The sequence below is a fragment of the Streptomyces sp. NPDC028711 genome (assembly GCF_055565415.1).
In genome coordinates this window covers 264,337-287,949 of record NZ_JBVHUJ010000006.1, presented here as the reverse complement: position 1 = coordinate 287,949, position 23,613 = coordinate 264,337, and the positions used below count along the sequence as shown (strand labels likewise).

Sequence of the window (23,613 nt, the reverse complement as noted above, 5' to 3'; positions counted from 1 at the left end):
GGCTCTGTCGCCGCGCCGCACCTCGCCTTCTCCGTCCCGGCCCTGGGTCCCGCGCGTCCCCCACACCCTCCGCGGGCGGGGGGACGCGTCCTCGGTCCTACTTCTCGGTGACGCCCGCCGAGTCGAACGTGGCCACCTCGTGCATCGCGCGGGCCGCGCTCTGCACCAGCGGAAGGGCGAGCAGCGCGCCCGTGCCCTCGCCGAGGCGGAGGTCCAGGTCGACCAGGGGGCGCAGGCCCAGCTTGTTGAGGGCGGCGACATGGCCCGGCTCGGCGCTGCGGTGGCCCGCGATGCAGGCCGCGAGCGACTCCGGCGCGATGGCCCGGGCGACGAGCGCGGCGGCGCCGGTCGACACGCCGTCGAGGATGACCGGGGTACGCAGGGATGCCGCGCCCAGGATCAGGCCGACGAGGGCCGCGTGCTCCAGGCCGCCGACCGCCGAGAGGACGCCGATCGGGTCCGCGGGGTCCGGCCGGTGGAGGTCGAGGGCACGCCGGACCACGTCCACCTTGCGGGCGTGCGTCTCGTCGTTGATGCCCGTGCCGCGGCCCGTGACCTCGGTCGGGTCCACGCCGGTGTAGACGGAGATCAGGGCAGCGGACGCGGTGGTGTTCGCGATGCCCATCTCACCGGTGAGCAGCGCCTTGTTGCCGGCCGCGACCAGGTCCCTGGCCGTCTCGATGCCGACCTCGATCGCGGCCAGGACCTCCTCACGGGTCATCGCGAGACCCGTGGTGAAGTCGGCGGTCCCGGGGCGGACCTTGCGGGGCAGCAGGCCGGGGGTGGCCGGGAGTTCGGAGGCCACGCCGACGTCGATGACGCAGACCTCGGCGCCGACCTGATGGGCGAAGGCGTTGCAGACCGCTCCCCCGCCGAGGAAGTTGGCCACCATCTGACCGGTGACCTCCTGCGGCCAGGGCGTGACGCCCTGGGCGTGCACGCCGTGGTCGCCCGCGAAGATCGCGACGGCCGCGGGCTCCGGGATCGGCGGCGGGCACATCCGGGAGAGGCCGGAGAGCTGTGCGGAGATGATCTCCAGCATGCCCAGGGCCCCTGCGGGCTTCGTCATGCGCTTCTGGCGCTCCCAGGCCTCGCCGAGCGCCTTGGCGTCCAGCGGGCGGATGCCGGCGACGGTCTCCTGGAGCAGGTCGTGCGGCTCCTCGCCGGGCAGAGCACGGCGGCCGTACGTCTCCTCGTGGACGACCCAGGCGAGCGGGCGGCGCTTGGACCAGCCCGCCTGCATCAGCTCGGGCTCCTCGGGGAACTCGTCGACGTATCCCACACAGAGGTACGCGACGACTTCGAGGTGCTCGGGAAGGCCGAGCGTGCGGACCATCTCGCGCTCGTCGAAGAAGCTGACCCAGCCGACGCCGAGGCCCTCGGCGCGGGCGGCGAGCCAGAGGTTCTCGACGGCGAGCGCCGAGGAGTACGGGGCCATCTGCGGCTGCGTGTAGCGGCCGAGGGTGTGGCGGCCGCCCCGGGTGGGGTCGGCGGTCACCACGATGTTGACCGGGGTGTCGAGGATGGCCTCGATCTTCAGTTCCTTGAACTGCTTCGCGCGGGCCTTCGGCAGCGACCTGGCGTACGCCTCGCGCTGCCGCTGGGCCAGCTCGTGCATCGTCTGCCGGGTCTCGGCGGAGCGGATGACGACGAAGTCCCAGGGCTGCGAGTGGCCGACGCTGGGGGCCGTGTGGGCGGCCTCGAGGACGCGGAGCAGCACCTCGTGCGGGATCGGGTCGGAGCGGAAGCCGTTGCGGATGTCGCGGCGCTCGCGCATCACGCGGAGGACGGCCTCGCGTTCGGCGTCGTCGTAGCCGGGCGCGGGGGCCGACTCCGCCACCGGCTCCTCGCCGTCCGCGTCCGCGCTCGGGTCGGCAGCGGCCGGTTCCTCAGCCGGGTCGGCTTCGGGGGCGGCGGTCTCCTGCGGGAGCGCCTCGGGGGCGTCCGTGGGAGCGACGGCCTCGGCGACCTCGGCGACCTCCGTGACCTCGGTGGTCTCGACGGCCTCTGCTGTCTCGACGGCCTCGGCGGCTTCGATGGCTTCGACGGGCTCGGGGAGGGCCTCCGCCGGCTCGTCGGTCAGGGGGGTCTCGTCGGTGGGAGCCGGCTGCTCCTCCGGGAGCACGGCTGCGGCTTCCGGGGCCGGCTCGGGGTGGGCCTCGGGGGCCTCCTCCGGAACGAACGGGACGTCGTGGGCGAACGCCTCCACGGCGGCCTCTTCGGGGGCCGCCTCCGGGGTCGCCTCGGGGGCGGACTGCGGGGTCGTCTCCGGGGTCGCGTCGGGGGCGGACTGCGGGCTTGTCTCCGGGGTCGCCTCGGGGGCCACCTCCGAGGTCGGCTCCTCCAACGGGAGCTCCGCGGCCGTGACCGGTTCGGCCGGGGCCTCGGCGGCGGGCTCCGGCTCGTCGGCCGGCTCGGGCTGCGCCTCGGCCTCCGGGGCCTGGTCTGCCTCGGGCTCCTCGGCGGCCGCGGTCACCGGCTCGACGGAGGGCTCGCCCTCGCGCGGGGCGGGGACGGTCGCCTGAGGCTCCGTCGGCTCGGCCGGCGTCTCGGGGGCGGTCTCCGCGGGGGCGGTCGGGGCCTCGGCGGACGGCACGGCCTCGGGCAGCTCCGGCTCGGCGGCCGGGACCGGCTCGGCCACGGGCTCGGCCACTGGAGTCGGCGCCAGATGGGGGGTCGTCGGGACGGTGCCCTCGACCTGGACGAACTGGCCGGTCACCGGGACGACCGTTTCTGCGGGGAGGGCCTCGGCCGCCGGTGCCATGGGCTCCTGCGGCTGCGCGGCCCACGGCTCGGCGCCCTGCGGGGCGAGCTGCTGGTCCTGCGCGATGTCGAAGTACTCGGGGCCGGTGGTCGGCGGACCCGGGTTCCGTACCGGCGTGGGCGCGGGGCCGGTGGCCACGAGCGACTCGGGGGCGGGGGCCGGCGCGGGCTGCGGGGCGGCGGGCGCGGCGGCGGGGCCGCGGTCGGCCAGCGAGAGCACGACGCCGCCGGCCTCGGGGACGGCCGGGCCCATGTGCAGCGGGCGGCGCGCGGGCGGCGGGGTCGGGGCCGTGGCCGGCGGGGGTACGCGGACGCCGCCGAGGTCGACGGAGCCGGAGTCGCGGCCTGCGGCCTCGTGGGCGCCGGTGTCGAGGATGCCCGGTTCGTAGCCGTGGCCAGGGGCCGACTCCTGCGGGGCGACGGGCACGCCGTGCGCCGGGGTGCCGGTGAACTGGTCGGCGGGGACGCCGTGCGCGGGCGTTCCGGTGAACTGGTCGGCGGGAACGCCGTGGGCGGGAGTGCCCGTGAACTGGTCCACCGGCACGCCGTGCGCGGGAGTGCCCGCGTGCTGGTCGAGCGGGATGCCGTGCGGCGGGGTGCCGGGAGGCGTGGTGAGCGGGACGACCTGCGGCGGGGTCTGGCTCTGCGGGGCCGTAAGGACGTCACCCAGGGCGACGGAGTCCAGCGGGCCCGTCAGCGGATCCGGCAGCGGGTCGGTGAGCGGGTCACCCGTCGGGGCCTGCGCTTCCGGGGCGGCCTGATGAGGCACGGCCGCGTGCGGCACGCCCTGCTGGGGCGCCGCCTCGCCCGGCACGGCGGGTCCCGCCGGCGGGGGCGGCACGGCGACCGGCGGCGCGGGCGCGACGCCCGGCGGATGCTCGCTCCAGGCGCCCTGGGCCCCCGGCATCAGCAGCAGGTCGTCGTCCTCGGTGGTCTGGCCGGAGGGGTCCAGGAAGGTGTACGCGTCCGGAGCGGGGATGCCCGGCTGCTCGACCATGCCTGCGTTCTCCGGCAGTCCCTCGCCCGGGACCTGGCCGGTGTCCGTCATGCGTACCCCTCGCCCATCGCTTGTGCTTCCTTCAGACCTGCGCCCGTCGACAAGAACGAGCGCGCGCGCCGCGCGGCACGAAGGACACGCGGACACCCACACATTGTCGCGGCCCCCCGCCATCGTGGCAGGGAGATTCGCCACGGCGGGCTGTGGACTGCGCCACGTCGCGCGGTCCCCCCTGATCGCGTACCACGTCAGCGGCGCAAAGTGGCCACCAATTCAGGACATTGACGAACGAAGCGCCGAACATCCGGATGCGGTACAACAATCGGCCAGCCTACCTGGCCCGCCGGGGCGGCACCGTCACGGGTGGGGGACGTCGGTCCTGCGGCCGGACAGCAGGAAGACGACCGAACGCTCGCGTTCCGACCAGTCCTCCGGGTCGAGTCCGATGGTCTGGAGGAGGAGGCTCTCGACCGTGTAGCCGCCGTCGGAGAGCGCCGCGCCGATCGCCTCGGCCTCGTCGCGGGTGGAGGCGTGGGCGACGATGCGTTCGGGACGCCGGTCGGTGCAGGCGGTGACGACGGGGACCCCGCCGGCCGCGATCCGGACGACATCGGGCTCGGGCAGGCTCTCCAGGACGTGCGGGGCGCGGCCCGGGACGGTCTGGAGCGGTACGCCGTGGCGGCGGGCGCTCTGCTCGGTACGGGCGCAGGCCTCGGGGTCGATGTCCACGGCGATGACGGCGGCGCCGAAGCGGGCGGCCTCGACGGAGAAGGCGCCGCGCGCGCAGCCGATGTCCCAGACGAGGTCGCCGGTGCGGGGTCCGAGGCGGGCGAGCTGGGCGGCGCGCAGGGACGGGTCCTCGCCCGCGCCGCTCCGGGTCGGGCCGGGGCCGACGGCGGAGCCGTATCCCTGGACGTCGTACTCCTCCGTGGGCAGGCCCCAGCCGCGTACGGGACGGGCGGTCGGGTCCTGGCCCATCAGCCAGGGGGCCGCCGGCGGGCCGCCCGTGGTGGGGCCGATGACGAGGACGACGTTCGGGTCGCGCCAGGAGTGGTCGGCGGCCTTGTCGGAGGTGAGGACGGAGACCTGTTCGCGGCTGGTGCCGAGTTCCTCGCAGACCACGAAGGTGCGGTGGACGCCGTCGAGGAGAAGGGCCAGTTCGGCGGGGCCCGCGCCGGGCGAGGTGAGGACGGCGACCTTGGGGTGGGCGCGGCAGACGTTGACGGCGCGGCGGAGGGTGCGCTGGTGCGCGACGACGATCCGGGCGTCCTCCCAGGGCATCCCGGCCCGTGCGAACGCGGCGGCGACGGAGGAGACGGCGGGGACGACCTCGACCTCGAGGCCGTGTTCGGGGGCGCGCAGGGTGCGGACGACACCGAAGAAGCCGGGGTCGCCGTCGGCGAGGACGACGGCGGTGCCGCGGTGGCCCGCGATGCGGCGGGCGGCGAGGTCGACGCTGCCGAGGCGGATGCGTTCGGCCGTGGGCGGCACTTCGGGCAGCGCCAGGTGGTGGGCGGCCCCGGCCACCAGGGTGGCGGCGGAGAGCGCGGACCTGGCCGCCGCGGTGAGCGGTGAACCGTCCCAGCCGATCACCGTGACGCGGTCCGCCATCGTCGTCTGTCTCCTGGTGTCGTCGCAGGTCGGGGGCGTGCCGAGCGTACCCCGGGTCGGCTGCCGGGCTCAGCTCCAGTCGGTGTACGAGGAGTAGCCGGCCTCGGCCATCTGGTCGGCGACGCCGTCGAGGTCCTCGGGGAGGAGGCCCCAGACGATGAAGTCGGTGCGCAGTTCGGTCCAGTCGCCGTCCTCGGTGCGGGTGCGGGCTATGCAGGCGTTCCGCAGGACGCCTTCGCTGATGCAGCCGATCTTCTGGGCGACCTGCTGGGAGGCCGTGTTGTCGGCGGCGGTGCGCAGCTCGAGGCGCTCGAACTTCTGGTCCCCGAAGAGCCACTGGGCGGTGGCGAGCGCGGCCTCGGAGGCGTACCCCTCGCCACGGGCCCAGGGGGCGACGATGTAGGAGAGCTCGGTGGAGCGGACCCGCCAGTCGGTCCTGCCGAGCTGGATGACGCCGACCAGGCGCTGGGTGAGGAACTCGGTGACGGCGAGGTCGATGCCCCGGCCCGCGGCGCGTTCGGCGGGCGCGTACTCGGTGATCCAGGTGCGGGCGGCCGCTTCGGTGAAGGGCTGGGGCACCGTCGTCCAGGCGCCGACGAGTTCGTCGTTCATCATCGCGGTGAGAGCGGGGGCGTCCGCCTCCTCGAACGCGCGCAGCACCAACCGGTCCGTGTTGATGGAGATGTCCGGAAAGGTGGTAGTCATGCGCAGCTCCATGCCGTGGACCGTCCGAATCGACCGTGAACGCACAGCATGCAGCATGCGGCCGCCCGTGCGCATGGCCGGGTGGGTGTGGCGAAGGCCCCCGCGCACCGGACGGGGTGCGGGGGGGCCTTCTGCGCAAGGACTGTACGGGGGAACCGGTCTGACGGTCCCTCGGACGGCGGGCCGGACGGGCCGGACCGCTGCGGCGGCCTTACTCGGCGGCGCCGAAGGCCGGGATGACCGAGCCCTTGTAGGTGTCCTCGATGTACTTCTTCACCTCGGGCGAGTTGAGGAGCTTCGCGAGCTTCTGCACGCGGGCGTCCTTCTCGTTGCCCTCCTTGACGGCGAGGAAGTTGGCGTACGGGTTGCCGTCGGCCTTCTCCAGGACGAGGGCGTCCTTCGCGGGCTGCAGCTTGGCCTCGATGGCGTAGTTGCCGTTGATGACGGCGGCGTCCACGTCGTTCAGGGCGCGGGGCACGGTGGCGGCCTCCAGCTCCTTGAACTCCAGGCCCTTCTTGTCGGTGATGTCGGAGAGCTTGGCGTTGGTGCCGACACCCGGCTTGATGGTGATCAGGCCGTTCTCGGCGAGCAGCTGGAGGGCGCGGCCGCCGTTGGTGGTGTCGTTGGGGACGGCGATGGTCTGGCCGGCCTTGATGTCCTTCACGGACTTCAGGCTCTTGGAGTAGAGGCCCAGCGGCTCCAGGTGGACGTCGACCACGGGGACGATGGTGGTCTTGTTCTTCTTGTTGAAGTCGTCGAGGTACGGCTTGTGCTGGAAGAAGTTGGCGTCGACCTGGCCGGACTGGGTGGCGGTGTTCGGCAGGACGTAGTCCGTGAACTCCTTCACCTCCAGCTTCAGACCGGCCTTCTCGGCCAGGTTGTCCTTGACGTAGTTGAGGATGTCGGCGTGCGGCGTCGGGGACGCGGCGACGACGAGCGGCTTGTCGGCGGAGCCGGCCGTGTCCTTGGAGGAGGACGGGTCCGAGGAGGTGCCGCAGGCGCTGAGCCCGAGGGCGAGGGCGGCGGTGGCGGCGATACCGGCGGTGAGCCTGATGTTCTTACGCACGAAGAGTGCCTCTTTCCGGTGGTGCGGTGGACGCCTGGACAACAAGTCCGGGCTGTTTCGTCTAAGGACGAAGTCGGGGTGGCCGGGGAGCCGTTACGCGGTACGGCCCCGGCGGGCGAGGAGTCGTACGACTCCGTCGCCGATGAGCTGGACGACGGTCACGATCAGGACCAGGACGACGACGGTGACCAGCATGAAGGTGGTGTCGAAGCGCTGGTATCCGTAGGTGACGGCCTTGGAGCCGAGGCCCTCGCCGCCGACCGCGCCGGCCATCGCCGAGTAGCCGATGAGGACGATGACCGTGGTGGTGACGCCCGAGACCAGTGAGGGCAGGGCCTGCGGGAGCAGCACCTTGCGGACGATGGTGGGGATGCCGCCGCCCATGGCCTGGACGGCCTCGACGAGCCCGTGGTCGACCTCGCGGATCGAGGTCTCGACGAGGCGCGCGAAGAAGGGGATGGCGCCGATGGCGAGCGGCACGATCATCGCGGTCGGGCCGATGAAGGTGCCGACGACGAAGGTGGTGAAGGGGATGAGGGCGATCAGCAGGATGATGAACGGCAGCGAACGCCCCACGTTCACGATCGCACCGACGATCTTGTTCACCGGCCGGTTCTGCAGCAGTCCGCCCTTGTCCGTGAGGACGAGGAGGATGCCGAGGGGCAGGCCGCCGAGGACGGTGACGACGGTGGCCCAGAGGACCATGTAGAGGGTGTCGACGGTGCCCTGCTCAAGGAGGGGCTGCATCTCCGACCAGGTCACTTGGCACCTTCCTTGACCAGCAGGGGCGTGGTGTCTTCCACGATGTCCTCCACGAGCTCGACCTGGAGGCCCTGCTCGCGCAGGAAGCCGACCGGGACGACGTTGTCCTCGTACCGCCCGGGCAGTTCGATCCGCATCCGGCCGATCTGCCGGCCGCCGACGGTGTCCATCGCCGCCCCGAGGATCGAGATGTCGATGTTGTACGTGCGGGAGAGCTGCGAGATGACCGGCTGGGTGGCGGACTCACCGTGGAAGGTGACGTCGACGACCGTGCGGTCGGGGCCGGTGGCGGCGCCGCTGACCGGGAAGAGCTCGGCGGCGAGCTGGGAGCCGGGGGTGGCGAGCAGTTCGGCGACGGTGCCGGACTCGACGACGCGGCCGTGCTGCATCAGGGCGGCGGAGTCGCAGATCGTCTTCACGACGTCCATCTCGTGCGTGATGAGCAGGACGGTCAGGCCGAGCTGCTGGTTGAGGTCGCGGAGCAGCTGGAGGATGGAGCGGGTGGTCTCCGGGTCGAGGGCACTGGTCGCCTCGTCGGAGAGGAGGACCTTGGGCTCGCCCGCGAGGGCGCGGGCGATGCCGACGCGCTGCTTCTGGCCGCCGGAGAGCTGGCCGGGGTAGGACTTGGCCTTGTCGGCGAGGCCGACGAGGTCGAGGAGTTCCAGGGCGCGGCGGGAGCGCTCGGCGCCGGAGACGCCGAGGATCTCCAGGGGGAGCTCGATGTTGTCCTTCACCGTGCGGGAGGACAGCAGGTTGAAGTGCTGGAAGACCATGCCGATGCTGCTGCGCGCCCGGCGCAGGTCCTTGCCCGCGCGGCGGCCCTTCCCGGCGAGTGCGGTGAGGTCGACGCCGTCGACGGTCACGGTGCCGGAGGTGGGGCGCTCCAGGAGGTTGACGCAGCGGATGAGCGAGGACTTGCCGGCGCCGCTCTGGCCGATCACGCCGAACACCTCGCCCTCGCGGACGTGGAGGTCGACGCCGTCCAGAGCGGTGACCTGCCGGCCGCGCGACTCGTAGACCTTGGTCAGGCCCGAAGTGGTGATCACAGGGGTTTCCGTCACTGTCGAGTGCGCGACGCGGGGTCCGTCACGCACGGGGCATTCGTCTTCGGACAGTCAGGCGCACGGAGGCCGGTCCGGCGGGTGGCCGGGCACCGGTGGTGCGCGGGGCGGGCACGGTCCACCGCCTGTCGGCGGGAGGAACGGCGCGGCCGTCGGGTCTCGCTTCGGGGCGCGAAACTCAGGCGGGGGCCCTCAGAAGGCGCACATTCGACACATACAACGAGCACCGGGCGTCGTGATCGCCTCGGTCGCAAGGATGCGGCTGCTCGTCGTGGTCATGTCTGCAAGTAAAGCATGCGCAGTCGCGAACGAAAGGAGGCTGTCCGAATAGCGGACGCCGTTGAGACGCCATACGGACACTCCGGAGGCGGTCGTTCCGCCCCGTTCCCCGTGTGCGGCCTGCGCGGATTCCCGGGCGCGGCCTGCTCGGACGGGTGCGGCGGATCGGCGGCCGGGAGCGCGGACCGGGCAGGTGCGGGCGCGGGTTGTGGCCAAGGCCACGGTCCCCGAGCCGGTCGCCGAAGGGGGGCCCGCGCATCAGGCCTTATCGACCGTAATACCCTCGGGCGCATGCTTGACGCCCTGACGGTCGCGGTCTCCGTGGCCGCGCTCGCCCTCGCCGCCTGGTGCGGCTTCGCCGCCTTCCGCGACCAGCCGACCAAGGACTGGCACTTCATCGGCATGGCCGTGGTGACCTTCCTCGTCCTCGTCCAGCTGATCGTCGGCATCGTGCAGCTGGTGCGCGGCGAGAAGGCCGAGGAGGGCGCGACGATCTTCGTCGCCTATCTGCTCGGGGCACTGTGCGCGGTGCCCATCGCCGGTTTCATGTCGCTCGCGGAGCGCAGCCGGTGGGGTACGGCGACGGTGGCGGCCGGCGCGGTCGTCCTGGCCGTGCTCGAAGTGCGTCTCCACGACATCTGGACGGTGGGCTGACCATGACCACGACGGAGAAGGCGGCACCGGGCACGAGGACCCGCCTCGTCACGGGCCCGGGCATTCTGCTCGTCTGGCTGTACGGCGTGATGTCGGTCGGCGCGGTCTCCCGCTCGATCTACCAGATCGCCACGGAGTTCGACCGGGCGCCGCTCGCCTACGCCCTGTCGGCGGTGGCGGCCGTCGTCTACGCCTTCATCACGTACACGCTGGTACGCGGCGGGGAGACGGCCCGCAGGGCGGCGCTGGTGTGCTGCGCCGCCGAGCTCGCGGGCGTGCTGGTCGTCGGGACCTGGACGCTGGTCGAGCCGTCCGCCTTCCCGGACGCGACGGTCTGGTCGGACTACGGCTACGGCTACCTCTTCATCCCGGTGCTGCTGCCGCTGACCGGGATCTGGTGGCTGCGCAGGTCGCGTACGGCCGTCTGACTCAGGCGGCCTTCTCCAGGGTCACCAGGGTGAGCCTGGGGCCGAGCTCGCGGGTGGCCACCTGCGCGTACCCCTTGCTGCGGTAGAGGCGCAGATTGCCCTCGCTGCGGTGGCCGGTGAAGAGCTGGAAGCGCTTGGCGGGCGGCGCCACCTGCTCGGCGGTCTCCGCGAAGTGGCGCTCGATGCCGTCGAGGAGCCGGCCGCCGAGGCCGTGCCGCCGCATGCGGGGGTGGACGATGAGCTTGGCGATCCGTACCGTGCCGTCCTCGTCGAGGCGGGCCCGCACCGAGGCGACGACCTCGTCACCGAGCCGGGCCACCAGGCCGTGGCCCTCGTCGAGTTCGGCCCGCAGGTCGGCGAGCGACTGGGTGAGCGGTTCGATGGACCAGTCCCCGTACAGCTCCGCCTCGCTCTGGTAGCAGAGGTACTGCAGCTTCAGGATGTGCTCCGCGTCCCGCGCGTCCGCTGCCGAGATGGTCACGCTCAGGCCCATGTGTGCACGCCTCCCGCTCATCTGGTCGATCATCGGTTTACCGCACCCTTCCCCGTCGACCGGGGGCGGGAACCTCCGCAGCCAGCATTCTGCGCAGGCATCCCAGGCAACGGGAACGCATCGGTCCCAGACTGCCCTGTGAGATACCCAACTCTCCTGCGATTTCCCGGTAGGTGGGGTCGCCCGGGTCGAGCATCGCGGTCAGTACGCGGGGGCAGCGGCCGGGCGTCCGGGTGACGGCGGCGCGCAGCGTGCGCCGGCCCTCGGCCTCCAGGAGCGAGTGTTCCGGTGAGCCGCCGGGCCCGGAGCCGCCGGGGTCGTGTGCGGGCTCGTCGCGGTAGGGGCGTTCCCTGTCGCTGGTCCTGCGGGCGCGGCGGGCCTCGGCGCGGACGGCCCGGCGCAGCCATTCGGCGGGCCGCTCGGGGGCGGCGCCGGTCGCCTGGAGCTGTTCGAGGAGACGGAGCCAGACGGCCTGTTCGAGGTCGCGGGGTTCGACGCCGGCGGCCGGTGCCTCGGCGTCCGACTCGGCGGCGAGCAGTGGGGCGAGGGCGGCGAGGAGTTCGGGGGCGGGGTCCGGGTCCGCCTGGGAAGCGGTCGCGCGGGGGGTCGGGTGCGGCGTCTCGGGGGTGGTCATGACCGGCACGATGCCGGGGCACGCGGGCGTGGTTGCGGCAGCGGGCTCAAACCACCCGGGAGGAGGTCGTGCGGGCGGCCGGTCGGGGGAGCTCGTGCGGGCCGGCCGGGCGGGGGAGCTCGTGCGGGCCGGCCGGGCGGGGGACCGCATGCTCCGGGGGCCTCGTGCGGGCCCGGTCGTCGGGCCCGCACGTGTATACGGGATCAGGCGCGGGCGCTGTGGTCCGCCGCGCCCAGGAGTGCGGTGTCCGGGTTGTCGGAGAAGATGCCGTCGATCCCCGTCTCCAGGTACCGCTTGAGGGCGCCGAAGGAGTCCCCGTACGCCGCCGGGTCCGTGCCCCGGCGGAAGTCCACGGGCAGGAAGGCGTTCTCGTTTCGGTGGGTGTACGGGTGGAGGATCAGGCCCTGCGCGTGCGCGTCGCGGACCAGGGTGGTCGGGTCACCGAGCCGGCCGCTCGCGTCCTTGGGGATCACCAGGTCGAGGGTGGGGCCGATGCCCTTCGCGTACGAGGCGATCCAGCGCAGGCCCTCGGGCGTGACCAGGTCGGCGACCGTGCGCGGGTCGCCGGCCGCGACGAAGTCCCAGGGGCGGCTGGTCGCGCCGGAGAGCAGGACGACGCCGGGCGAGTCCACCAGCTTCGCGAGCCGCTGGATGCTGCTGGGCTCGAAGGACTGGAGGAAGACCGGGGAGTTCGCACGGTGGCGTCCGTACCGGCGCAGGAGCCCGGCGAGCCGCTCCTCGAGGCCGAGGCCGAGGGAGCGGAAGTAGGTGGGGTGCTTCGTCTCGACGTGCAGCCAGATCTCGCGGCCCCTGCGGCGGCCCTCGTCCTCGGCCCAGCGCAGCACCTCCTCGAAGGTGGGGACCGTCCAGCGGCCGTCGTAGAGGGTGTTCTCCTGGCGGGTGCCGGGGATGCGCTCCTTGGCCCGCAGGGTCTTCAGCTCGGCGAGCGTGAAGTCCTCGGTGAACCAGCCGGTGTACGCGGTGCCGTCGACGCTCTTGGTCGTCTTCCGGGACGCGAATTCGGGGTGGTCGGCGACGTCGGTGGTGCCGGTGATGTCGTTCTCGTGGCGGCAGACGAGGTGCCCGTCCTTGGTGGGGACGAGGTCCTGCTCGATGACGTGGGCGCCGAGGTCGAGGGCGTGCCGGTAGGAGCCGAGGGTGTGCTCGGGGCGGTAGCCGCTGGCGCCGCGGTGGGCGATGACGGTGGGGACGGGGAGGGAGCGGTAGCCGCGGCCCCCGCCGTGCGGACGGCCCGCCGCCGCGGCCCGCTCGTCGGCGGCATGTGCGGCGCCGGTCCCGGCCGCGAGGGCCGTGGACGCGCCGAGGACGGTGGCGCCCGCCGCTCCGAGAACCGTGCGCCGTGCCGGGGTCCGGCGTTCGCCCTGGGTCATGAGGTGTCCTCCTGTGTCATGTCCCGCACCTGTCGACGGGTGCCCCCGACGCTAGGCACCAACCCCCTCCGCACGGCAGACCTCGGCCGAACATGGCGGAAACACACGTCAACACTGCGTATCCACTCGGTGAACCCGATGTGCGCACGGAGGTGACCCGCGAGTATCGTCGCCAGCTGCACCGTCAGCTCGACTGACCCGCGTCCCACCGGAGGAACCGTTGTCCCGTCTCGCGATCATCAAGGCAGTGCTCGGGCCGGTCATGCGCCTGATGTTCCGCCCCCGCGTGGAGGGCGTCGAGAACATTCCGGGGACCGGCCCCGTCATCCTCGCGGGGAACCACCTCACCTTCATCGACTCGATGATCATGCCGATCTGCCTGGACCGTCCGGTCTACTTCATCGGCAAGGACGAGTACGTGACGGGCAAGGGCCTCAAGGGCCGGGCGATGGCCTGGTTCTTCACCAGCGTCGGCATGATCCCGGTGGACCGGGACGGCGGCCGCGGTGGTGTGGCGGCCCTGATGACCGGCCGCCGGATCCTGGAGGAGGGCAAGGTCTTCTCGATCTACCCGGAGGGCACCCGCTCCCCCGACGGCCGGCTCTACCGGGGCCGTACGGGCATCGCCCGGCTCACCCTGATGACGGGGGCGCCGGTGGTGCCGTTCGCGATGATCGGCACCGACAAGATCCAGCCGGGCGGGGCCGGGTTCCCGCGCCCGGGCCGGGTGACGGTCCGCTTCGGCGAGGCGATGGAGTTCTCGCGGTACGACGGCATGGACCGCGACCGCTATGTGCTGCGGGCGGTGACGGACTCGGTGATGGCCGAGGTGATGCGCCTCTCGGGGCAGGAGTACGTGGACATGTACGCCACCAAGGCGAAGGCGGCGTAGCCGGTACGCGGACGCGTGAGGGTGCCCCGTACGGCTCGGCCGTACGGGGCACCCTCATGCGCGGGGCGCGTCAGTGCTCGACGCCGCCCTCCAGCTTCTGGCCCCTGAGCAGGAACCAGGCCGCGACCGCCGTCGCGAGGAGGACCGCCGCGCCGACGCCCGCCGCGATCCGCAGACCGTCGACGAAGGCCTCCTGCGCGGCCGACACCAGGGCCGTCGCCGTCTCCGGGGAGAGGCCCCCGGAGGCCTCGACCGCGCCGCCGAGCGACTCGTGGGACGCGGACGCGATGTCGGTGGGGACACCGGGCGGGGTGGCGAAGCCCCGGTAGACACCGGTCACGATCGAGCCGAGCACGGCGATGCCGAGCGCGGCGCCCAGTTCGTACGCGGTCTCGGACACCGCCGAGGCCGATCCGGCCTGCTCCTTGGGGACGCTGGAGAGGATCACGTCGGCGGTGACGGTGAAGGCGAAGCCCGCGCCCACGCCGACGACGAGCAGGGCGGCGCCGAGCAGCGGGTATCCGGTGTTCTGGTCGAGCGTCGTCAGGACGGCGAGGGAGAGGCCGACCGCCGCGAGACCGCCGGCCACCACTGACCGTACGGAGAAGCGGCGGGCCACGACGCCGGCGATCAGACCGGCCGTGACCGCGCCGACGGCCGCGGGGAGCTCGGCCAGACCGGCCTCGAGCGGCTGACGGCCCTGGACCAGCTGGAAGAACTGGGACAGGAAGAACACCAGGCCGGAGAGGCCGAGGATGGTCAGCAGGTCGGCGAGGACGGCGCCCGAGAAGCCGCGGTGGCGGAAGAGGCGCATGTCCAGAACGGGCGTGGGCAGGGTCAGCTGCCTGCGGACGAACCAGGTCAGCGCGGCGGCACCGGCGAGTGCGGCGAGGCCCGCGTCGAGGGAGGGGCCGTGGGAGGCCAGTTCCTTGATCGCGTAGACGACGCCGATCATGCCGACGAGGGAGAGCGCGACGCTGGGCAGGTCCCAGGGGCCGGGGTTCGGGTTCTTCGACTCGGGGATCAGCTTGATGCCGACGAGGACGAGGACGGCCATGACGGGCAGGTTGATGAGGAAGACCGAGCCCCACCAGAAGTGCTCCAGGAGGAACCCGCCGACGACCGGCCCGACGGCGGCGCCGGCCGAGGCCATGGCGCCCCAGATGCCGATGGCGAGGCTGCGCTCGCGCGGGTCGTGGAAGAGGTTGCGGATGAGCGCCAGGGTGGACGGCATCAGGGTCGCGCCGGCGACGCCGAGCAGCGCGCGGGCCACGATCATCATCTCGGGGCTGGTCGCGTAGGCGTTCAGGACGGAGACGGCGCCGAAGGCGGTGGCGCCGATCAGCAGGAGCTTCTTCCGGCCGATGCGGTCGCCGAGGCTGCCCATGGAGACCAGGAGTCCGGCGATGACGAAGGAGTAGACGTCGCCGATCCAGAGGAGCTGGTTGCCGGAGGGCTTGAGGTCCTCGGAGAGGAAGGGGGTGGCGAGGCCGAGCACCGTGGCGTCGACCGCCACGAGGAGGACGGCCAGGACGAGGACGGAGAGGGCGAGCCACCGGCCGGGGCGGCGCACGCCCTCGGTATGGCCGGGGGTCCTGACGGTGCTGGTGGTCACTTCTCCACGCTCCTGCGCGCTCCGCCGAGCAGCAGCTCGGCGATCATGTACTGGAAGTCCTTGGCGGCGACCCGGCCGTCCTGCACGGCCCAGGCGCCGGAACCGATGAGCCCGTAGAAGGCCTCGGTGAGCCAGGCGGGGGTCAGATCGATGCGGAAGACGCCGTTCTCCTGTCCGCGCCGGAAGAGCGCGGAGACCCGGGCGTCGAGCCGTTCCCAGCCCTCGTTCTGCTGGTCGCCCTCGAAGAGCTGGTTCTCCGTGACGAGGAACGACAGCAGGGGTGCGACGTGCTCCACCTCGGCGACGAGCCGGCGTACGGCCTCGTCCTCGGGCCCCTCGTCGAGCCCGGCCCGGTCGATGGCCGCCTCCATCTCCTGGAGCCCGAGCTCTTCGAGCGCCCGCACCAGGGCGTCCCGCCCGGCGAACTGCCGGTGCAGGGTGGCACGCCCGATCCCGGCGGCCCGTGCGACCTCGTCCATGGTGGCGGTCGCCTTGCGGGAGAGCAGGGCGGCGGCGGCGCGGAGCACCTGGGTGCGATCGACTGACATGAGACAACCATACACCGAATGAGACATGAACGTCTCATCAGATAAATCAGCGCCTCATGGTGGGCGAGAGCGGGCCTCACCCCCGGACTGCCGGAGCTGCCGTTCGTCGACTGGCCCCAGATGCACGGAAAGGCCCCTCGCGGGACCTGTACGTGGAGGCGAACCACCGCGCCGCCGCCCTGCTGCTGCACGTCGACCCCCGGATCGGGCTGATCCGGCCGGACTTCGACGCGCTCGCCGAGTGGGCGGCGGCGCTGTAGGACTACGGGGTCAGTTCTTGGCGGTTGCCCAGGCGTGCTGGATGACCAGGTCCGCCTTGACCTCGACGAGCTGGGTGGCGACCGCCGAGGGGGCGGTGCCGCCGCGGCCGTCGCGGGAGGCGAGGGCGCCCGGGACGTTGAGGACCGTACGGACCTCGGGGGTGAGGTGCTCGGAGATCTTGGCGAACTGCTCGTCCGTGAGCTCGTCCAGCTCCTTGCCCTCCGACTCGGCGACCTTCACGCACTCGCCGGCCACCTCGTGCGCCACCCGGAACGGCACGCCCTGCTTGACCAGCCACTCCGCGATGTCCGTCGCGAGCGAGAAGCCGGCCGGGGCCAGCTCCTCCATGCGCTCCCGGTTGACGGTGAGGGTCCCCATCATGCCGGTGAAGGCGGGCAGCAGGACCTCCAGCTGGTCGCAGGAGTCGAAGACCGGCTCCTTGTCCTCCTGGAGGTCCCGGTTGTAGGCGAGGGGAAGCGCCTTCAGGGTGGCCAGGAGGCCGGAGAGGTTGCCGATGAGGCGGCCGGACTTGCCGCGGGCCAGCTCGGCGATGTCCGGGTTCTTCTTCTGCGGCATGATCGACGAGCCGGTGGAGAAGGCGTCGTGGAGGGTCACGAAGGAGAACTCCTTCGTGTTCCAGATGATGATCTCCTCGGCGATCCGGGAGAGGTTGATCCCGATCATGGCGGTGATGAAGGCGAACTCGGCGACGAAGTCACGGGAGGCCGTGCCGTCGATGGAGTTGCCGACGGAGCCGCGCTCGAAGCCCAGGTCCTTGGCGACCGCCTCCGGGTCGAGCCCGAGCGAGGAACCGGCGAGGGCGCCGGAGCCGTACGGGGAGACCGCCGTCCGGGTGTCCCACTGCCGCAGCCGCTCGGCGTCCCGGGAGAGGGACTGGACGTGGGCCAGGACGTGGTGGGCGAAGAGCACGGGCTGGGCGTGCTGGAGGTGCGTACGGCCCGGCATGGCGACGTTCGGGTGCGCCTCGGCGAGGCCGACCAGGGCGTCCTGGAGGTCGGCGACGAGGCCGCCGATGATCCGGGCGTGGTCGCGCAGGTACATCCGGAAGAGGGTGGCGACCTGGTCGTTGCGGGACCGGCCGGCGCGCAGCTTGCCGCCGAGGTCCGGGCCGAGGCGCTCCAGGAGGCCCCGCTCCAGGGCGGTGTGGACGTCCTCGTCGGCGATGGTGCCGACGAAGGAGCCGTCGGCCACGTCGGCCTCCAGGAGGTCGAGACCGGCGAGCATGCGGGTCAGCTCGTCCTCGGTGAGCAGCCCGGCCTTGTGCAGCACGCGCGCGTGGGCCCGGGAGCCGGCGATGTCGTAGGGCGCGAGCCGCCAGTCGAAGTGGACCGACGCGGACAGCTTCGCCAGGGCCTCGGCGGGACCGTCGGCGAACCGTCCGCCCCAGAGCCGGACATCACCGTTGTTGCTGCTCACTGCTGCTCCTCGGAAGGTGGTGGACCGTGGCCCTCCCACACGGACGGGAGGGCAGCCTGTTCAACGGGGGCGGGTCACGCCGGGCCGGTGGCGCGGCGAGCGTTCCAGTAGGCATAACTATGCGGTGCACCGTATGTTTTGTCAAAGGGCGGCTCCTGACGGAAACCGGGAGGCGGCACCACGGCACCCGGCCCTACGCTCCGGCCATGCGGAACAGCGCGTTCGACGAGATGGAGCAGCACCTCGCCCGGGTCCTCCGAGGCGAGGACCCGGGCGCCTGGGCCTGGCTCGACGACGACATCCGGAGCAGGCTCCGATGGCGACCCGTCCCGCCTGCTCACCGCTGGTTCCCGAGCGGCGCCGGAAGTCGTCGGCCGACCACCTCGGAACTGGCCTTCGCCCTGTGCGGCCCCGACGGCCGGATACGGGAGGCCGCCCTCGCGTACGTGACGGACGTCCCCGCCCTCCTGCCGCTCGCCGTCATCCGGTGCGCCGACTGGGCGGAGCCGGTACGGGAACGGGCGCGCGCCGTCCTGCGCACGGAGCTGCCGGGCCTGCGGCCCGAGGCGCTCGAACCGATCGCGGCCGTCGTCCTCCGGACCGCGGGACGGCGGCACGGGGACGCCGCGCGTGAACTGCTGCTCCAGGTACTGCGGGAGGGGCCCGAGGCAGGCGCGACCGCCCTCCTCGCGAGCGAGGACCGGGCGGCCCGGCGGCTCGCCCACCGGATCGCCGTCGAGCGCGGGCTCCTCTCCCCCACGCGCCTGGCGGCGACCGCGGCCCGCGACGCGGACGTCGTCGTCCAGGATCTCTGCGCGAACGCGCTGCTCGCCACCGCCACGCCCGACCCGGCCGCCCTCGCCGTCCTGTTGACCGCCCGGCCGGGCCGGGTACGGGCGGCGGGCGTCACTGCGCTGCGCCGGGCGGGCCGGGCCGAGGAGGCCGAACCGTTCCTGTACGACCGCTCGGCGCTGGTGCGGGCCTGCGCCCGATACGTGCTGCGACAGGCGGGGGCCGACCCGCTGCCGCTCTACCGGGCGGCCTGCGCGGCCGGGGACGGGACGCCCGACCACGCTCCCCTGGGGCTCGCCGAGTGCGGCGACCGGGCGGCGGACGTGCCGACGCTCTGGTCCCTCATCGGCCACGCGCGGCCACCGGTGCGGGCGGGCGCCGTGGCGGGACTGCGCCTGATGGACGCCGTCCGCCCCGGGCGTCTCGCGCCACTGCTCGACGACACTTCGCCCCGGGTCGTACGGGAGACGAGGAAGGCGTTGTCCCCGTGGGCCGAGCGCGTTCCGGCCGGCGGTGTCCCGCCCCGGGACGTGCACCCGGCCGCGGCCGACTCCCCGGCCCCGCTCCCGCGACCCTGGCTGCTCCGAGCCCTCGGGCTCAACGGGCGACGCGGCCGGGCGTGACGGCCGGGGCGTGAGACGCGGACGCCCCTGAAGGGCGGAGCGGGCAAAATGCCGGCCATGGGAAAGACATATGACCGTATCGACGGACGGCTTCGGGCCTTCATCGAGGACCAGCCGGTCTTCTTCACCGCCACCGCTCCCCTCTCCGGCGACGGCCACGTCAACCTCTCCCCCAAGGGGCGTCGCGGCACCCTCGTCGTGCTCGACGAACTGACCCTCGCCTACGTGGACTTCGGTGGCAGCAGCGCCGAGACGATCGCGCATCTGCGGGAGCCGGGCAACGGGCGGATCACCCTCATGTGGACCTCGTTCTCGGGGCCGCCGACCGTCGTACGGGTGCACGGAAGCGGGGAGGCCGTGCTGCGGGACGACCCACGCTGGGCGGAGTTGTTCGCGCGGTTCCCGGCCGAGGCCGTCGAGGGGCAGGGCAGCGCGCGGGCGATCGTCCTGGTGCGCGCGCGGCGGGTCAGCGACTCCTGCGGGTTCGCCGTCCCGCTGATGGAGTACCAGGAGGACCGGACGCTGCACGCCGAGTACTTCAACCGGAAGACGGACGACGAGTTCAGCGCGTACTGCGCCGGCAAGGAGCACATCGCCACCAGCCTCGACGGACTGCCCGCGCTGCCGCTTCCCCTGCCGCCGCTGCCCTCCACCTAGGGGGTGTCACACATCGCCGTCGGAACGCGGGGCGGTCCGACGGCGATCGTGCGCTTACTGCTGCGCCAGCTTCAGGAGGTGGTCGGCGAGTGCCTGGCCGCCCGCCGGGTCGCGGCTGATGAGCAGCAGGGTGTCGTCACCCGCGATCGTGCCGAGGATGGCGTGGAGTTCGGCCTGGTCGATGGCCGACGCGAGGAACTGGGCAGCGCCCGGCGGGGTCCGCAGGACCACCAGGTTCGCGGACGCCTCGGCGGAGATCAGCAGTTCGCCGGAGAGGCGACGCATGCGCTCCTCCTTGGCGGACTCGCCGAGCGGGGCCTGCGGGGTGCGGAAACCGCCCTCGCTCGGCACCGCGTAGATCAGCTCGCCGCCGGTGTTGCGGATCTTCACCGCGCCCAGCTCGTCGAGGTCGCGGGAGAGCGTCGCCTGGGTGACGCTCAGCCCGTCGTCGCTGAGGAGCTTCGCGAGCTGGCTCTGCGAACGCACCGGCTGCCGGTTGAGGATGTCGACGATCCTGCGGTGGCGTGCGGTACGGGTCTGCGGAACGGACGGCCCGCCGTGCTCATTTTCCTGCGCGTCGGTCATCGTCGTCTCATTCTCCGGTTCGTCCTTGCCCGTTCGCCACGTCGAGGACCCCGGGCAGGGCCTGGAGGAAGGCGTCCGCCTCGGCGTCGGTGAGGACCAGCGGAGGCATGATCCGTACGACATCGGGGGCGGGCGCGTTCACCAGGAGGCCGGCGTCCTGAGCCGCCTGCTGCACCTGGGGTGCGAGGGACTCCGTGAGCACGATACCCAGCAGCAGACCCGCACCACGGACGTGGGAGACCAGCGGGTGCCCCAGACCCTCGATTCCCTGCCTCAGCCGCTCCCCGACCGCCTTCACATGGTCGAGGGCCGCGTCGGCGCCGAGGGTGTCCAGGACGGCGATGCCCGCGGCGCAGGCGACCGGGTTGCCGCCGAAGGTGGTGCCGTGGTGACCGGGCTCGAAGAGCTCGGCCGCGGGACCGAAGGCGACGGTCGCGCCGAGCGGCAGTCCGCCGCCGAGGCCCTTGGCGAGGGTGACGACGTCCGGCTCGACGCCCTCGTGGGCCTGGTACTCGAACCAGTGGCCGCAGCGGCCGACGCCGGTCTGCACCTCGTCGAGGACGAGGAGGGTGCCGGTGGCGCGGGTGATCTCGCGGGCGGCCTTCAGATAGCCGGGGGGCGGGACGACGACGCCGTTCTCGCCCTGGATCGGCTCGATGATCACCAGGGCGGTGTCCTCGGTGACCGCGGCGCGCAGCGCCTCCGCGTCGCCGTACGGGACGTGGGTGACGTCGCCGGGCAGCGGCAGGAAGGGGGTCTGCTTGCCGGGCTGGCCGGTGAGGGCGAGGGAGCCCATGGTCCGGCCGTGGAAGCCGCCGTCGGTGGCGACCATGTGGGACCGGCCGGTGAGCCGGCCGAGCTTGAACGCGGCCTCGTTGGCCTCGGCGCCCGAGTTGCAGAAGAAGACCTTGCCGGGCCGGCCGAAGAGGGCGAGGAGCTTCTCGGCGAGGGCGACGGGCGGCTCGGCGACGAAGAGGTTGGAGACGTGGCCGAGGCTCTGGATCTGCCGGGTGACGGCCTCGACGACCGCCGGGTGGGCGTGGCCGAGGGCGTTGACGGCGATGCCGCCGACGAAGTCCAGGTACACGTTGCCGTCGGCGTCCCAGACCTTGGCGCCCTCACCGCGGACGAGGGGCAGCCGGGGGGTGCCGTAGTTGTTCATGAGCGAGCCCTGCCACCGCTGGGTGAGTTCCCCGTTGGTCACGATTCCCCCTGTTCCTCGGTGTCCTCGGCGGCGTCCGTGCCGTCGGGTACGACCATCGTTCCGATGCCCTCGTCGGTGAAGATCTCCAGCAGGATGGAGTGCTGGACCCGGCCGTCGAGCACGCGGGCCGTGGTGACCCCGTTCCGTACGGCGTGCAGGCAGCCCTCCATCTTGGGAACCATGCCGCTGGAGAGCTCGGGCAGCAGCTTCTCCAGCTGGCTCGCGGTGAGCCGGCTGATGACCTCGTCGCTGTTCGGCCAGTCCTCGTAGAGGCCTTCGACGTCGGTCAGGACCATCAGCGTCTCGGCGCCCAGCGCCGCAGCGAGTGCCGCAGCCGCCGTATCAGCATTGACGTTGTAGACATGTCCGTCGTCCTGGGAGCGGGCGATCGAGGAGATGACCGGGATCCGGCCGTCGTCCAGGAGCGCCTGGATGGCGCCGGTGTCGATGGAGGTGATCTCACCGACCCGGCCGATGTCGATCTGTTCGCCGCCGATGACCGGCCGGTGCTTGGTGGCGGTGATGGTGTGGGCGTCCTCGCCGGTGAGGCCGACGGCGAGCGGGCCGTGCTGGTTGAGGAGCCCGACGAGCTCGCGCTGGACCTGGCCGGCGAGGACCATCCGTACGACGTCCATGGCGTCCTCGGTGGTGACCCGCAGGCCCGCCTTGAACTCGCTGACGATGCCGTGCCGGTCGAGGGCGGCGCTGATCTGGGGGCCGCCGCCGTGCACGACGACCGGCTTGAGGCCGGCCTGGCGCAGGAAGACGACGTCCTGGGCGAAGGCGGCCTTGAGGTCCTCGTCGATCATGGCGTTGCCGCCGAACTTGATGACGACGGTCTTGCCGTTGTGGCGGGTCAGCCAGGGCAGGGCCTCGATGAGGATCTGCGCCTTGGGGAGGGCCTTGTGCCTGCGCGTGGGGTTCTCGCTCCGGGGCTCGCTCATGAGGAGTACGCGCTGTTCTCGTGGACGTAGTCGGCGGTCAGGTCGTTCGCCCAGATGACGGCGGACTCGGTGCCTGCGGCGAGGTCGGCCGTGATGGTGACCTCCCGGTACCGCATGTCGACGAGGTCGCGGTCCTCGCCGACGGAGCCGTTCCTGCAGACCCAGACGCCGTTGATGGCGACGTTGAGCGCGTCGGGCTCGAAGGCGGCCCGCGTGGTGCCGATCGCGGAGAGCACCCGGCCCCAGTTGGGGTCCTCGCCGTGGATGGCGCACTTGAGGAGGTTGTTACGGGCGATGGACCGGCCCACCTCGACGGCGTCGTCCTCGGTGGCCGCGTTGACCACCTCGATGCGGATGTCCTTGCTGGCGCCCTCGGCGTCACCGATGAGCTGCCGGGCGAGGTCGTCGCAGACGGCCCGTACGGCCTCGGTGAACGCGTCCTGCGCCGGGGTGACGCCGGAGGCGCCGGAGGCGAGGAGGAGCACGGTGTCGTTGGTGGACATGCAGCCGTCGGAGTCGACCCGGTCGAAGGTGACGCGGGTGGCGCCCCTGAGGGCGTCGTCGAGGCCCTTGGCGTCGACGTCCGCGTCGGTGGTGAGGACGACGAGCATGGTGGCGAGACCGGGGGCCAGCATGCCGGCACCCTTGGCCATGCCGCCGACCGTCCAGCCGTCCCGGGAGACGACCGCCGTCTTGTGGACGGTGTCGGTGGTCTTGATGGCGATGGCGGCCTTCTCGCCGCCGTGCTCGGAGAGTTCGGCCGCGGCCTTCTCGACGCCGGGGAGGAGCTTGTCCATGGGGAGCAGGATCCCGATGAGGCCGGTGGAGGCAACGGCGACCTCGCCGGCGCCGACGTCCGTGCCCTGCGCGCTCAGGACCTCGGCGACCTTCTCGGCGGTGGCGTGGGTGTCCTGGAAGCCCTTCGGGCCGGTGCAGGCGTTGGCCCCGCCGGAGTTGAGGACCACGGCGGTCAGTTCGCCGTCGGCGAGGACCTGCTGGGACCAGACGACGGGCGCGGCCTTGACGCGGTTGGAGGTGAAGACTCCCGCGGCGGCGCGGCGGGGCCCGGTGTTGACCACGAGAGCCAGGTCCGGGTTGCCGTTCTGCTTGATCCCGGCGGCGATGCCCGCTGCCGTGAATCCCTTCGCTGCGGTGACGCTCACTGTGCTTCTCCGTTCGCTTCTCCGCCCGCGCTGGGGGTACCGCCCGCC

21 protein-coding genes are annotated in these 23,613 nt (G+C 72.7%); 5 read left to right on the top strand and 16 right to left on the bottom strand.

Translation table 11 applies throughout. The features are described from left to right. Nucleotides 1–97: 97 nt before the first annotated feature. The 6 genes from cobT to ACZ4VK_RS21130 all read right to left on the bottom strand — a co-directional run bounded on the left by cobT (nucleotide 98) and on the right by ACZ4VK_RS21130 (nucleotide 8,950). On the bottom strand, nucleotides 98–3,811 hold the full coding sequence (cobT, locus tag ACZ4VK_RS21155) for a nicotinate-nucleotide--dimethylbenzimidazole phosphoribosyltransferase (RefSeq protein ID WP_468354077.1): 3,714 nt from the start codon (nucleotides 3,809–3,811) through the stop codon (nucleotides 98–100). Nucleotides 3,812–4,117: 306 nt separating this feature from the next. Next, complete coding sequence (gene cbiE / locus ACZ4VK_RS21150; protein WP_468354075.1) at nucleotides 4,118–5,371, bottom strand: precorrin-6y C5,15-methyltransferase (decarboxylating) subunit CbiE; 1,254 nt, start codon at nucleotides 5,369–5,371, stop codon at nucleotides 4,118–4,120. A gap of 69 nt (nucleotides 5,372–5,440) precedes the next feature. Further along, complete coding sequence (locus ACZ4VK_RS21145) at nucleotides 5,441–6,076, bottom strand: GNAT family N-acetyltransferase (protein ID WP_468354073.1); 636 nt, start codon at nucleotides 6,074–6,076, stop codon at nucleotides 5,441–5,443. A 211-nt stretch (nucleotides 6,077–6,287) separates the two neighbouring features. Continuing rightward, nucleotides 6,288–7,142, bottom strand: a complete 855-nt coding sequence (locus tag ACZ4VK_RS21140) for a MetQ/NlpA family ABC transporter substrate-binding protein (protein WP_468354071.1) — start codon at nucleotides 7,140–7,142, stop codon at nucleotides 6,288–6,290. A 93-nt stretch (nucleotides 7,143–7,235) separates the two neighbouring features. Next, the gene (locus ACZ4VK_RS21135; RefSeq protein ID WP_030204624.1) at nucleotides 7,236–7,904 is read right to left on the bottom strand and encodes a methionine ABC transporter permease; all 669 of its coding nucleotides are present in this window, start codon (nucleotides 7,902–7,904) and stop codon (nucleotides 7,236–7,238) included. Beyond that, on the bottom strand, nucleotides 7,901–8,950 hold the full coding sequence (locus ACZ4VK_RS21130; RefSeq protein ID WP_468354069.1) for a methionine ABC transporter ATP-binding protein: 1,050 nt from the start codon (nucleotides 8,948–8,950) through the stop codon (nucleotides 7,901–7,903). The genes ACZ4VK_RS21135 and ACZ4VK_RS21130 overlap by 4 nt, the downstream gene beginning before the upstream one ends. Nucleotides 8,951–9,535: 585 nt before the next feature. Here ACZ4VK_RS21130 and ACZ4VK_RS21125 point away from each other — a divergent pair. Together ACZ4VK_RS21125 and ACZ4VK_RS21120 are read left to right on the top strand one after the other, a co-directional pair. After that, entirely contained in the window at nucleotides 9,536–9,898 is a 363-nt protein-coding gene (locus ACZ4VK_RS21125) for a hypothetical protein (protein WP_389685101.1), read from the top strand. Between the two features lie 2 nt (nucleotides 9,899–9,900). After that, the gene (locus ACZ4VK_RS21120; protein ID WP_468354067.1) at nucleotides 9,901–10,326 is read left to right on the top strand and encodes a hypothetical protein; all 426 of its coding nucleotides are present in this window, start codon (nucleotides 9,901–9,903) and stop codon (nucleotides 10,324–10,326) included. 1 nt (nucleotide 10,327) lies between these two features. On the opposite strand, the gene ACZ4VK_RS21115 is transcribed toward ACZ4VK_RS21120, so the two are convergent. From ACZ4VK_RS21115 to ACZ4VK_RS21105, 3 genes are all read right to left on the bottom strand, one after another. Continuing rightward, nucleotides 10,328–10,819, bottom strand: a complete 492-nt coding sequence (locus ACZ4VK_RS21115; protein WP_468354347.1) for a GNAT family N-acetyltransferase — start codon at nucleotides 10,817–10,819, stop codon at nucleotides 10,328–10,330. A gap of 37 nt (nucleotides 10,820–10,856) precedes the next feature. Then, nucleotides 10,857–11,453, bottom strand: coding sequence for a sigma-70 RNA polymerase sigma factor region 4 domain-containing protein (locus ACZ4VK_RS21110; protein WP_468354065.1), 597 nt, complete (start codon nucleotides 11,451–11,453; stop codon nucleotides 10,857–10,859). A 203-nt stretch (nucleotides 11,454–11,656) separates the two neighbouring features. Next, complete coding sequence (locus tag ACZ4VK_RS21105; RefSeq protein ID WP_468354063.1) at nucleotides 11,657–12,844, bottom strand: glycerophosphodiester phosphodiesterase; 1,188 nt, start codon at nucleotides 12,842–12,844, stop codon at nucleotides 11,657–11,659. Nucleotides 12,845–13,064: 220 nt separating this feature from the next. Here ACZ4VK_RS21105 and ACZ4VK_RS21100 point away from each other — a divergent pair, with 220 nt between their 5' ends. Continuing rightward, on the top strand, nucleotides 13,065–13,736 hold the full coding sequence (locus ACZ4VK_RS21100) for a lysophospholipid acyltransferase family protein (protein WP_468354061.1): 672 nt from the start codon (nucleotides 13,065–13,067) through the stop codon (nucleotides 13,734–13,736). Nucleotides 13,737–13,806: 70 nt separating this feature from the next. Here ACZ4VK_RS21100 and ACZ4VK_RS21095 read toward each other — a convergent pair whose 3' ends face one another. The 3 genes from ACZ4VK_RS21095 to argH all read right to left on the bottom strand — a co-directional run bounded on the left by ACZ4VK_RS21095 (nucleotide 13,807) and on the right by argH (nucleotide 17,597). After that, complete coding sequence (locus ACZ4VK_RS21095; protein WP_468354059.1) at nucleotides 13,807–15,351, bottom strand: MFS transporter; 1,545 nt, start codon at nucleotides 15,349–15,351, stop codon at nucleotides 13,807–13,809. Next, complete coding sequence (locus tag ACZ4VK_RS21090) at nucleotides 15,348–15,899, bottom strand: TetR/AcrR family transcriptional regulator (RefSeq protein ID WP_468354057.1); 552 nt, start codon at nucleotides 15,897–15,899, stop codon at nucleotides 15,348–15,350. The genes ACZ4VK_RS21095 and ACZ4VK_RS21090 overlap by 4 nt, the downstream gene beginning before the upstream one ends. Before the next feature lie 270 nt (nucleotides 15,900–16,169). Next, entirely contained in the window at nucleotides 16,170–17,597 is a 1,428-nt protein-coding gene (argH, locus tag ACZ4VK_RS21085; protein WP_468354055.1) for an argininosuccinate lyase, read from the bottom strand. Nucleotides 17,598–17,803: 206 nt separating this feature from the next. Between argH and ACZ4VK_RS21080 the strand changes: the two genes are divergently transcribed. Both ACZ4VK_RS21080 and ACZ4VK_RS21075 read left to right on the top strand, forming a co-directional pair. Continuing rightward, nucleotides 17,804–19,012: a hypothetical protein gene (locus tag ACZ4VK_RS21080; protein WP_468354053.1), complete on the top strand. Its 1,209-nt coding sequence runs from the start codon at nucleotides 17,804–17,806 to the stop codon at nucleotides 19,010–19,012. Nucleotides 19,013–19,069: 57 nt separating this feature from the next. Beyond that, nucleotides 19,070–19,669 (top strand): pyridoxamine 5'-phosphate oxidase family protein, encoded by a 600-nt coding sequence (locus tag ACZ4VK_RS21075; RefSeq protein ID WP_468354051.1) that lies wholly within the window; start codon nucleotides 19,070–19,072, stop codon nucleotides 19,667–19,669. 54 nt (nucleotides 19,670–19,723) lie between these two features. Here the strand turns inward: ACZ4VK_RS21075 and ACZ4VK_RS21070 are convergent, their stop codons facing one another. Genes ACZ4VK_RS21070 through argJ form a run of 4 tightly spaced genes read right to left on the bottom strand, consistent with a single transcriptional unit; the run spans nucleotide 19,724 to nucleotide 23,565 of the window. Then, on the bottom strand, nucleotides 19,724–20,254 hold the full coding sequence (locus ACZ4VK_RS21070) for an arginine repressor (RefSeq protein ID WP_468354049.1): 531 nt from the start codon (nucleotides 20,252–20,254) through the stop codon (nucleotides 19,724–19,726). 7 nt (nucleotides 20,255–20,261) lie between these two features. Next, a complete protein-coding gene (locus ACZ4VK_RS21065; protein WP_468354047.1) occupies nucleotides 20,262–21,458 on the bottom strand; it encodes an acetylornithine transaminase in 1,197 nt (398 codons plus the stop codon). After that, a complete protein-coding gene (gene argB, locus ACZ4VK_RS21060; RefSeq protein ID WP_468354045.1) occupies nucleotides 21,455–22,402 on the bottom strand; it encodes an acetylglutamate kinase in 948 nt (315 codons plus the stop codon). The genes ACZ4VK_RS21065 and argB overlap by 4 nt, the downstream gene beginning before the upstream one ends. Beyond that, nucleotides 22,399–23,565 carry a bifunctional glutamate N-acetyltransferase/amino-acid acetyltransferase ArgJ gene (gene argJ, locus ACZ4VK_RS21055; RefSeq protein WP_468354043.1) on the bottom strand — a complete coding sequence of 389 codons (1,167 nt, stop codon included), beginning with the start codon at nucleotides 23,563–23,565 and terminating at the stop codon, nucleotides 22,399–22,401. Before argJ ends, argB begins: the two co-directional genes overlap by 4 nt. Nucleotides 23,566–23,613: the final 48 nt, after the last annotated feature.